Origin of the sequence: Mucilaginibacter sp. (assembly GCF_041663085.1) — a bacterium.
Classification (GTDB): domain Bacteria; phylum Bacteroidota; class Bacteroidia; order Sphingobacteriales; family Sphingobacteriaceae; genus Mucilaginibacter.
This window is the reverse complement of sequence record NZ_JBAZRC010000164.1, coordinates 1-10,498: the sequence shown is the minus strand read 5'-3', so window position 1 is coordinate 10,498 and position 10,498 is coordinate 1. Positions and strand designations below refer to the sequence as shown.

12 protein-coding genes are annotated in these 10,498 nt (G+C 43.7%); 2 read left to right on the top strand and 10 right to left on the bottom strand.

From position 1 onward, the window contains the following. Positions 1 to 135: 135 nt before the first annotated feature. The 7 genes from WC615_RS20510 to WC615_RS20480 form a co-directional block, all read right to left on the bottom strand. The gene (locus WC615_RS20510) at positions 136 to 432 is read right to left on the bottom strand and encodes a GIY-YIG nuclease family protein (protein ID WP_372979926.1); all 297 of its coding nucleotides are present in this window, start codon (positions 430 to 432) and stop codon (positions 136 to 138) included. 106 nt (positions 433 to 538) lie between these two features. Further along, positions 539 to 1,885 carry a DUF58 domain-containing protein gene (locus WC615_RS20505; protein ID WP_372979925.1) on the bottom strand — a complete coding sequence of 449 codons (1,347 nt, stop codon included), beginning with the start codon at positions 1,883 to 1,885 and terminating at the stop codon, positions 539 to 541. A 6-nt stretch (positions 1,886 to 1,891) separates the two neighbouring features. Then, on the bottom strand, positions 1,892 to 2,869 hold the full coding sequence (locus WC615_RS20500) for an AAA family ATPase (protein ID WP_372979924.1): 978 nt from the start codon (positions 2,867 to 2,869) through the stop codon (positions 1,892 to 1,894). Continuing rightward, positions 2,859 to 4,043, bottom strand: a complete 1,185-nt coding sequence (locus WC615_RS20495) for a DUF4350 domain-containing protein (protein ID WP_372979923.1) — start codon at positions 4,041 to 4,043, stop codon at positions 2,859 to 2,861. The genes WC615_RS20500 and WC615_RS20495 overlap by 11 nt, the downstream gene beginning before the upstream one ends. Then, positions 4,040 to 4,792, bottom strand: coding sequence for a DUF4129 domain-containing protein (locus WC615_RS20490; protein WP_372979922.1), 753 nt, complete (start codon positions 4,790 to 4,792; stop codon positions 4,040 to 4,042). Before WC615_RS20490 ends, WC615_RS20495 begins: the two co-directional genes overlap by 4 nt. Continuing rightward, the gene (locus WC615_RS20485) at positions 4,793 to 5,686 is read right to left on the bottom strand and encodes a hypothetical protein (RefSeq protein ID WP_372979921.1); all 894 of its coding nucleotides are present in this window, start codon (positions 5,684 to 5,686) and stop codon (positions 4,793 to 4,795) included. Beyond that, entirely contained in the window at positions 5,670 to 6,629 is a 960-nt protein-coding gene (locus tag WC615_RS20480) for a stage II sporulation protein M (protein WP_372979920.1), read from the bottom strand. The genes WC615_RS20485 and WC615_RS20480 overlap by 17 nt, the downstream gene beginning before the upstream one ends. A 96-nt stretch (positions 6,630 to 6,725) precedes the next feature. Here WC615_RS20480 and WC615_RS20475 point away from each other — a divergent pair, with 96 nt between their 5' ends. Continuing rightward, positions 6,726 to 7,457: an RDD family protein gene (locus WC615_RS20475; protein WP_372979919.1), complete on the top strand. Its 732-nt coding sequence runs from the start codon at positions 6,726 to 6,728 to the stop codon at positions 7,455 to 7,457. Positions 7,458 to 7,460: 3 nt separating this feature from the next. Here WC615_RS20475 and WC615_RS20470 read toward each other — a convergent pair whose 3' ends face one another. Beyond that, positions 7,461 to 7,790 (bottom strand): DUF2752 domain-containing protein, encoded by a 330-nt coding sequence (locus tag WC615_RS20470; protein ID WP_372979918.1) that lies wholly within the window; start codon positions 7,788 to 7,790, stop codon positions 7,461 to 7,463. Next, entirely contained in the window at positions 7,790 to 8,254 is a 465-nt protein-coding gene (locus WC615_RS20465; protein WP_372979917.1) for a DUF5684 domain-containing protein, read from the bottom strand. The genes WC615_RS20470 and WC615_RS20465 overlap by 1 nt, the downstream gene beginning before the upstream one ends. Before the next feature lie 102 nt (positions 8,255 to 8,356). On the opposite strand from WC615_RS20465, the gene WC615_RS20460 reads away from it, so the two are divergent. Further along, on the top strand, positions 8,357 to 9,787 hold the full coding sequence (locus tag WC615_RS20460; protein ID WP_372979916.1) for an L-serine ammonia-lyase: 1,431 nt from the start codon (positions 8,357 to 8,359) through the stop codon (positions 9,785 to 9,787). Between the two features lie 14 nt (positions 9,788 to 9,801). On the opposite strand, the gene WC615_RS20455 is transcribed toward WC615_RS20460, so the two are convergent. Then, positions 9,802 to 10,158 carry a DUF488 domain-containing protein gene (locus tag WC615_RS20455; RefSeq protein WP_372979915.1) on the bottom strand — a complete coding sequence of 119 codons (357 nt, stop codon included), beginning with the start codon at positions 10,156 to 10,158 and terminating at the stop codon, positions 9,802 to 9,804. Between the last annotated feature and the right edge of the window lie 340 nt (positions 10,159 to 10,498).

The window sequence follows — 10,498 nt, the reverse complement described above, 5'->3', positions numbered from 1 at the left end:
AAAGATAATTAACGATATCAAAGCCGCCGGAATCAAATTCCCGGGGATGGCGTAATCTCCACGATGTCATTTCGAACGAGCTTGGGCCGGCAAGTGTGCCGGCGCGAGGAGAAATCTTATACGCGTTGCATTCAGCTATACTTCATCATTTAGAAACCGCCATAAAGGGTTTGCCGATTCTATAAGAGCAATCTTTTTTTCACGCCGCCACTTTTTTATTTCTTTCTCCCGTGCTGTTGCTTCATTAATACTGATGAAATGCTCATAATAAATAAGATAATGGCAATAATATTTGCCGGTAAAAGATCTGTTACTCCCCTTGTTTTCTTCATGCTGATCGATGCGGATTCTTACATCATTTGTAACGCCAACATATAATACGGTTTTGCCGCATTGGTCGCTATATAAACGTAATAGTTTATGATTCCACATAATAATTGTTCTTGATGCGTGGCGTATAAGATTTCTCCTCACCCCAGTGCTTAAGCCCCCACTTGCTCGTTCGAAATGACATTCGGAGAGAATCAATCGCCCTCTGTTATATCCTCTGTTTAGCCTTTAATTCCAGATACCTGTTAATGGTATTGATGGTAAGGTTTTGCGGAGCGCTGAGTATGGATTGTATGCCATGTTTGGCCAGCTCTTTAACAATTAGCTTTTTATCGTAAGCGAACTTTTCGGCAATGGTTTTTATGTAGATGCCTTCTACATCCCGGGCGGGCTGCTCGCTTAAATGCCGCAGTTCGGTATTCTCAAAAAACACAACCAACAATAAATGGAACTTGGCAATGCGTTTTAAAAACGGCAGCTGCCTTTGCAGGGCGTTCATGCTTTCGTAATTGGTGAAGAATACCACCAGGCTGCGTTGCTTCACTACATTGCGTATGGTGCTGTAAAGCGCTTCCATATTGGTTTCCAGGTAGCGTGTTTTCTCTTTATACAATACCTCCAGTATCTTGTTCATTTGCGTAGGCCGGCGGTCGGCAGGGATAACGGCGCCAATCTTTTCGGCCACGGTGATCAGCCCGGCCTTATCCTCTTTAAGCAGGGCAATGTTTGCTAATACCAGGCTGGCGTTAATGGCATAATCAAGCAAGCTTAAGCCGTCAAAGGGCATTTTCATGGCCCGCGATTTATCAACAACACAATACACCTGCTGCGATTTTTCGTCGGTGTAAAAGTTGGTCATTAAGCTGCCCTGGCGGGCGGTAGCCTTCCAGTTGATGGTACGGTAATCATCGCCCGGTACGTAAGTTTTTACCTGCTCAAATTCCATGCTGTGGCCAAGCCGCCTTATTTTTTTGATGCCTATCTCGTTTAGCCGGTTTGATATGGCCATCAGCTCATATTTGCGCATCTGCAGGAACGATGGGTACACAGGCAATGTCTCGGCCTGGTCAAAGTTAAAACGACGGCTAATAAGCCCTAATGGCGAACGGGCGAACACCCTGATCATCCCAAACTCATACTCGCCGCGTTTGGTAGGGCGCAGCATGTAACTGATAAGCTTATGTTCGCCGGGTTTCAGGATGGTTTTAAACCACACATCCCGCTTTTGAAACTGAAAGGGGATCTCGTCAATTATCCCTGCCGATATGGTGAAAGGATAATTGCTCTCTATATAAACACCCAGTTCATTATCGTCGCTGTTGCTTAAGCGCTCGGGGGCGTGGCGTTTGGCAAATATGGTTTTTGATGGGCGGTACAACATCAGCAGGTCTGCAAACGAGAGGAACACTAGTGCCCAGAATGCCAGCTCGGGCACTATCCCAAGCCATGGGAAGAAGAACGACAACAGGAAAAGCACGGCGCAGCCACCCAGCCCGGCAAACAACCTGCCGGTTAAAAATAAATTGGTATAAAATAGGCCGAAGAGTTTTTTCACCTGTGTTTATCGTGGTACTTCAATTTTTTGGATGATCTGGCTGATCACTTCATCGGGCGTTACACCTTCCATCTCTTTATCAGGCGTAAGCATAATGCGGTGCCTTAACACAGGTTTTGCTACGCTGATAATATCATCGGGGGTAACAAAATCGCGGCCTTTAATAGCTGCCATTGCCTTGGCCGCATTAACAATTGCCAGCGATGCCCGCGGCGACCCACCCAAAAACAACGATTTATTGCTTCGGCTTTCATGAATGATTTGCGCGGTAAAAGCCAGTATTTTTGGCTCTACATAAAGCTCCCTAACCTGTTTACGCAGGCTTACAATATCGGCACCGGCCAAAACAGCATCAATGTGGCTAAGCTGCTCGGTAGTTTTTTGCTGATGCTGCTGGGTAACAATAGCTATCTCCTCCTCCAGCGATGGGTATTTGATCTCTATCTTAAACAGGAAACGGTCCAGCTGTGCTTCGGGCAGGCGGTAGGTGCCTTCCTGCTCAACCGGGTTTTGCGTGGCCAGTACAATAAATGGCTCGTCCATTTTATAGGTCTGCCCGTCTATAGTTACCTGGCGCTCTTCCATCACCTCAAACAAAGCCGATTGTGTTTTGGCAGGCGCGCGGTTTATCTCATCAATCAGGATAATGTTACCGAATATCGGCCCACGCTTAAACTCAAACTCGGTGCTTTTGGGGTTGAATACCGATGTGCCCAGCACGTCAGACGGCATCAGGTCGGGTGTGAACTGGATGCGCGAGTATTTGGCCTCAATGGCTTTGGCAACAAGCTTGGCGGTTAGTGTTTTGGCAACACCGGGTACGCCTTCTATCAGGATGTGCCCGTCGGCCAGTATGCCGGCAATCACCAGTTCAATAACATCCTGCTGGCCCACAATGATCTGGGCAAGGGTTGCTTTTATTTTATCCACAGCCGCGCTTAATTTGCTAAGGTCTGTTCTTTGTTCAAAATTCTCATTTTCCATATGATCCGGATTGGATATAAAATTTTTCTATTAATTGGTTCAATACAATAAGTTCATGATCGCTTACGCGCGATTGCTGGCTCATGTAGTTAATATGGCTCACTAAATCTCTCGCCAGCGATTCATCAATACCAGTTTTATTGATAAAGCTCACCAAAAAATCGTTGTTGTAATTGCCGGTTTTTAAGCCGAACACGTTGCGCAGGTGCTCACTAAAATACACTATTTTTTTTGCGGCTATGTTGCTGTTATCGCGCTGTTCATAGTACACCTTGCCCACAACGCTTACAAACTCTACGGTAGCGTTTTTTAAAGGCTCTATCACCGGGATAATGCGCTGCCTGCGTTTTATCTCGTAAATAACAAAAAGCAGCAAACTGGCCAAACTAAGATAGTATGCCCATTGCAGGCCGGGGTTGTTAAAGAAAACGCGCATTGGCGATTGGTCGGCACTTACATCGTGGTTTTGGTACAAATCCCAATAAATATTGTCGGTTACCGGCAGGTAGGAAAGCACTTTAGCAGGATATTCACTACCGTTGGGTTTAAGCAGGCTATAATTAGTTAATATTTGAGGATTTGCAAATAAAAACAGGTTGCCTTTGCCAAACTTAAACCGCAAGTAGTTGCTTTGGCCATATTGGTTTTGGCTGATGGATGTTGCCCTGGCTGTATCAAATTTGCTGAAGTATTGCGAACTGATGTTGTTATCGAATTTATAATCTGCCGCTTTTTTTAGTTGCGGATTGGTGAAGTTAAGGCCCGGGTTTTTCTTATCATATTCAACGCCGGTTTCTAACTTTAGCGAATCGCTGATATAGCCATCAAAGTTAAAAGCCGAAATAAATACCGAGTTGCCGGCACTTACATACTTAACCATTTCCTTAAAGTCGATTTTACTGAACGTTGCATTTTGGGCTATTACAATGTAACTACCACTGGTTAAATTGCCGTTGGTAAACACATCATAAGGCGATTTACTGATGTTCTTTACCTGTGCCCCGGGGAAAAGATCCTTCAGCCGGTTATAAAATACATAAGTACCATATGGGATCTTGTCGTTATATGATAGCGTGGTGGCCCAGTTTACAGGGTTTGGCCTGTTAAATTGGGCTACCAGGTAAATAAGCAACAACACCGAGCCAACAGAAATGTAGATCTTAAAATCTTTCATGCCGTGCCCCCCTTAAAATTGTTGAACAGCAGGCTTATGTTTTTAAATACATCGCCGTTTATGGCAAAATCGCCATACCAAACATACTCAAACTGGTTGGTAAGGTTTTTAAAAGCCTCCCGCTGACTATTGTCGGTAAGTTCGTTTACGTAGGTGGTATTGGTTTTATTAAGCTGCCAGTCAATAAACCCCTTATCGCTTAATTGCTTCAGGCTTTTGAGGTACAGCATCCGTACGGCCAGCCTATAGTTGTGTACGGCTGCGGCTTTCTCTATTTCGGTATCAAAATCAATTTCGTGTATATTCTCTTCCGATTCGGCATAGGCCAGCTTCGCCACCTTTGGGTTACGCCTAAAAGTATTCAGCACGTTTATACCGGCAAGCTTTAACACCAAAAATATAATAGCGGCAACACCCAGGGCAATAAAAAAGTATTTTAAAAATACCATAAAGTTGCTGGTTAGTTTTTTGTCTTTAAAGTCAAATAAACTCCAGAACCATCTCCAAAAGCGTGTCCATAAGGATGGGCCGCCATCATAATTTTCGCGGTAAACAAACTCGGGGAGTTTTTTATAGGCGTTAAGGGCAGTGGTATCAAACTGCCTTGGCGTAACCGTGGCGGTATCTGTTACTAAAACAGCTTTTGGTTTAACTGCCATTTTTACCACAGGTTTAGGCACAGGCGTTTTACCCGCATACCCGTGGATGCAAAAAAGCATAAAAATAAACAGGCAAACAGTACGCCGCATTTAGTATTCCTCGGTAGGTAAATTGGTTTGCTCGCCCGGGTTACTGCCAAACTTGTTGATACGATCAAGCAAACTGGTGCCCTCTTTATGTTCGGCAAGGTTAAAGTAGCACAGGCTGATGCCAATAGTTGGTATAATAAGTAAAACCTGTGCAAAGGTTTGTAGTATAACCGAAAATAGAATTGTCCCGGTTGATAACTGCGGTATTTTTTGCGGCCTCAACCAAACGCTTGCCATATTAACCGCAGATGCAGGTATGGTGATAACAATTATCATTACGTAAACAATTATCCATATTACTAAAACAGCCCCGGCAGTTGCCCACCAATTCTCCTTTATTAGTTGAAAGCTGCGATTAAAAGCATAGCCAAAAGTGGCGTTCTCCATAACCATTATCGGGAATATTAAACCCAGGATAGGGAAAAGGTATATGCCTGGTATTAAACACAATACAAACCCGGCACCTATTAGCAAACCTATTACAAGGGTGCCCCCTACTATCCGCAGGAAATAGTATTTAAAATATCCCCATACCTCATCTGTAGTTGGGGCTACATTGCCCTTTTGTTTATAAAGGGCCATATAACTTAAAACCGTAACGCTGATTGCGCTCATTGTTAATACCGAAAATATCATAGTAGCTACATAGCTCATCCAAAAATCGGACATGGATGAACTAAATGTTTGCGGCCCGCCGGCGCTGGCCTCGTTAAAAACATGCATTATTTTGTATTGCTGCAAAAAAGATATAGCCGATAGTGCTATCAGGAAAAAGCCGCAAAAAATAAAAAAGCTTTTTAGCAGTTCTTTAAAATTCTGGCGGATAAACTGAAAAGTATCGCTAATTATTTCACCGAAATCACGCAGTTTGGCTAATTCAATTTTGGGTTCCATATAAGGTTTTTTTATAAATTCTGTTTGGATAAATAACCACGTACCACACCAGGAATATAAGCGAGCCAATTAAAATTGAGCTGCTTAACCATATGGGCATTTCGGTATGGCGGGTTACAAAGCTTTCAAAAAAAGCGGCAACAATAAATATAGGCACCAGCCCAACGGCTATCTTCATGCCATCGGCAGCGCCTTTTTTTAGCGATACCATGCGTGTAAATGTTTTGGGGAATAAAAGGCTGTTGCCCAGCACAAGGCCCGCCGCGCCCGCTATTACAATGGCCGAGATCTCCAGCGTGCCGTGGATCCAGATAACCAGCACCGATTTCATGCCCAGCCCTTTGCTGAAAAAGTAATATTGAAACGAGCCCAGCATTAAACCGTTACGCAGCAAAAAATAAACCGAGCCAACCGAAAAAATAATACCGGCAGCAAACGTTACCAGCGATACGTAAATATTATTGGCCGCAATGCCAAAAAACATCACTACTTCACCCTGGCTTTTATAAACGCCGAATGGGTCGCCTTTGGCAATGTTGGCGTTGGTCATGTTAATATAGTCGTCGCCCATTATCAGCCTCACAAAGTTGTCGTCATATTTGGCAGATAAGGCCCCCATCAAACAAAAAACAATAAAAAAGATGAAAGAGTACATTACCTGCTTTTGGTAGGTTTTGAATAAAATGGGTAATTCAAACTGCCAGAAAGAGATAAAGCGGTTGCCTTTTTCGCTTTTGTTTTTGTAGATGGACTGATGGAATTTTGATGCCAGCCCGTTTAGGTAAGCTGTTGTTTTTGATTTGGGGTAAAAAGTTTTAGCGTAGGCCAGGTCGTCGGTTATTTGTATAAAATTATCCGCAAGCTCATCCGGGTCGTTCGTGGCAGATTGCTCAAAATATTCCCATTTTTTGGCATTCTGTTTTACAAATAAGGGCTCGCGCATTAATTATTAGTGATATAAAGTTTGATGCCGTTAAAATAAATACAAATTTTTGTAATTCAGCGAAAAGCTATTAATTCAGCATATATATTTGTTAACATGCAAACCATACGGATAACCACATCCCAAAATATTGATATTGATTATGAACTGGCCGGTTTAGGTGAACGTATTGTTGCCAGCCTTATTGATTTTGGTATTTTTATACTGATAGCCATCCTCTGCGCAATAGCCGGGGTGTCTTTACACGCAGAGGATGTACTTGGTGTGGTTTTTATATTTATTTACGCCGCGCTTTATGTGTTTTATGACCTTGCCTGCGAGGTTTTCATGAACGGCCAATCGGTAGGGAAAAAGGTAATGAAGATAAAGGTGATGAGTTTAGATGGCTCGCAGCCACGCCTTGGCCAATATTTATTACGATGGCTGTTCAGGATAATTGATTTTGGTGTTAGCGGGGGCGCCGTGGCCCTTGTTGTAGCAGCCATAAGCGAGAAGGTACAGCGTATAGGCGATTTGGTTGCCGGTACTATCTTAATAAAAACCGAACTGCGCACAAAAATAGAGCATGTTGCCTTTCGCCCGGCCTTTAATGATTACCAACCGGTATTTGCCAATGTTGCCGAATTAAGTGAACAGGATATAGAGCTGATAAACGAAGTTATAAACAGCTATATTAAAACCGGGAATAATGTGCTGGTATATAACATGGCCCTGCGTACCAAAGAGCGCCTGGGGGTAACACCGCCCGAAAATATGAACGATATGCGTTTCCTGCAAACGGTGCTTAAAGATTATGCCTTTAAAGCCACAGAAACCGAAGATATATAGTAATTACAGGCGCGCCATTTTTACAATATAACTAACCGTTATAATAAGTGCTACAACAATAAACATTGTTTTTTTGACAACACTTTTTGGTGTATCCAGCTTAAACAAGCTATCTGCAAGCCACCATACCGATATGATGAGCAGGGGTATGGCAGGCGGATATAATAAAAAGCTTTGGTGGATATCGCCTTTTAACAAAGCGACCATTGAGCGTTGAAAGCCGCAGCCGGGGCAATCTATCCCGGTAAGATATTTAAAAGGGCAGGGGAGTAAATGATCCTGCAGCCAACTAATAAATAGCAGGCTGCAGGATGGTATATAATTTAACCCCATTATTGTTGTGGCGGTGGTGGTGGGTTAAATGGATCTTTGTAGGTAGCACCCGGATCAAACGGGTTGTGCCCGGCGAAACCCGCACCCGCAGGGCCTAAATAACGGTAGTTGCCAAAGCCTAAAACAGGGTAAAATATGAAAGGCAAAAAGATAAGGCCAACGGTAAAACCTTCGCTTTGGCCATAGCTCTTGCTCAATAAATTGATCATCACAATGCCAATGTAAATGTTAACGCAAGGCACTAAAAGCAGCAGCAGCCATATCATAGGCTTACCAATAATTTCGAGCATCACAATAACATTGTAAATTGGGATGATGGAAGCCCAGCCCGGTTTGCCGGCTTTTTCGTATACCTTCCACATGCCTACAACGCTAATTACCCAAACAATTAAAGCAGGGATAGAAAAAAGCATCATAAAAATACCAACTAAATAACCGGAGCTTGAAGAATCGTAATTTTCCATTTTTTTGATTTGGTTTAAGTGTGGTTTAAATTATTAATTCTGAGTGAATTTTTAAAGTGTTTAACAAAAAAATAATATAAATACTATTCATTAATTTTGGGCATGCAACAACGGGAACAGATTTCTGTATTTGATATGTTTAAGATAGGCATAGGCCCGTCAAGCTCGCATACGCTTGGCCCATGGCGTGCCGCGCAACAATTTGTTGAACTGCTAAAACAGAAAGATGCACTGCCGCTTGTTGTACAGATAAAGATATTGCTGTATGGCTCACTGGCTAAAACAGGCCGGGGCCACGGCACCGATATTGCCATACTGCTTGGCCTGAGCGGAGACGACCCGGTTACCTTTGAGGTGGATAAGATAGATAGCAAAATTGCCGGTATAACTAAAAGCCACAAATTGCTTTTAGCAGGCGAAAAAGAGATCAGTTTTTTTACCGAAGACGACCTGCTTTTCCTGTTTGCCGAAAGTTTACCTTATCACCCTAACGCAGTAACGTTCCAGGCGTTTCTGAGTAATGAAACTGCGGTATCGGCCACGTTCTATTCTATAGGCGGTGGTTTTGTGGTAAAAGAAGGCGCACAAACCCAGCATAAAGCCGAGGTTGACCTGCCATTCCCTATTGATACCGCCGGCGACCTGCTGCACTGGTGTATTAAAACCGGGCTCAAGGTATCTGAAGTGGTGATGGAGAATGAGCTTGCCTGGCGCAGCGAACAGGAAACCCGCAACAGCGTACTCAATATTTTTAGAGTGATGCAGGAATGTATGTACCGCGGCTGCCATACCGCAGGCAACCTGCCGGGTGGCCTGAATGTAGCCCGCCGTGCATCAGCATTAAATAAAAGGTTATTAAAAGGCCATACCTATACCAACTACACCGAATGGGTGCAGGCCATGCGCCAAACGGGTAACGGTTTCCAGAATATACTGGACTGGGTGAGCTGCTTCGCGCTGGCCGTGAATGAGGAGAACGCCTCTTTTGGCCGCGTAGTTACGGCACCAACCAATGGCGCTGCAGGGGTTATACCTGCTGTGCTGCAATATTATATTTCATTTTGCGATGGGTTTGATGATGAGAAAATAATCCAGTTTTTGTTCACCGCATCTGAAGTGGGCAGCATCTTCAAAAAAGGGGCTACCATATCTGCCGCGATGGGTGGTTGCCAGGCCGAGATAGGCGTATCATCTGCCATGGCAGCAGCAGCCCTTACCGAGTGTTTAGGCGGCAGCCAGCGCCAGGTATTGATGGCAGCCGAGATAGCCATGGAACACCACCTTGGCCTCACCTGCGACCCTATTGGCGGCCTTGTACAGGTGCCTTGCATCGAGCGTAACACCATGGGTGCCATAAAAGCCATCACTGCAAGCCAGCTTGCCCTGCAAAGCAACCCCGATAAAGCCAAAGTAAGCCTTGATGCCGTTGTGCGCACCATGTGGCAAACCGCACAGGATATGAACTCCAAATACAAGGAAACATCTGATGGCGGGCTGGCAATAAATATCCCGATAAGCTTGCCGGAGTGTTAGAAACCGCCTTGCGGTTATTTAAGCAACAAATTTAAAAACTGCTGTAATACCAATGCGTGGTTATGCTCTTCATCATGTGCGGCATAGAGCAGGGTAATTACCTTATGCTTTTTTATGAGCGTTAATAAATTGTCTACCGCGTCATTTTTAGCAAGTTCTAAAGTGTATTTTAGTTGAAACTGGTTCCACTTTTCAGGGTCGTGATCAAACCATTTTCGCAATTTATTTGAAGGTGCAATTGCAGTTAGCCATTCATGATAGGGTAATGGATCTTTCTTTAACCCGCGTGGCCAATAGCGGTCAATCAAAATACGGAAGCCATCTTTTTCGCCTGCCGGTTCATAGATCCGTTTGATGTTTATTTTAGCCATTACCTTGTTTAATAGGTGCTGTAAAGATAATAATTCCCCGAGGTGGCCCGTCCCATTTTGTCCCGATCAGAACAAAATGGAACAGGCCTTAAAATATAATCACCTGTTAATCAGCGATATAAATAATATTCTTTTATGGCGTTATCGGCAGGGTTACATACTAAAAAGGCCGAACTAAGGTCGAAAAAAGGCGAAAAAATATCATTATTTACCTGACTTGTCCTGAAATAGGTTGACAAAAAAGTACCAAATGAAAAAGACAATTAATAAGTCATCGATCATCCGGGAGTATTTTAAAGGAGGGTCTGGTTTTCGTACCTTAGGTATCAAATATGGCTAC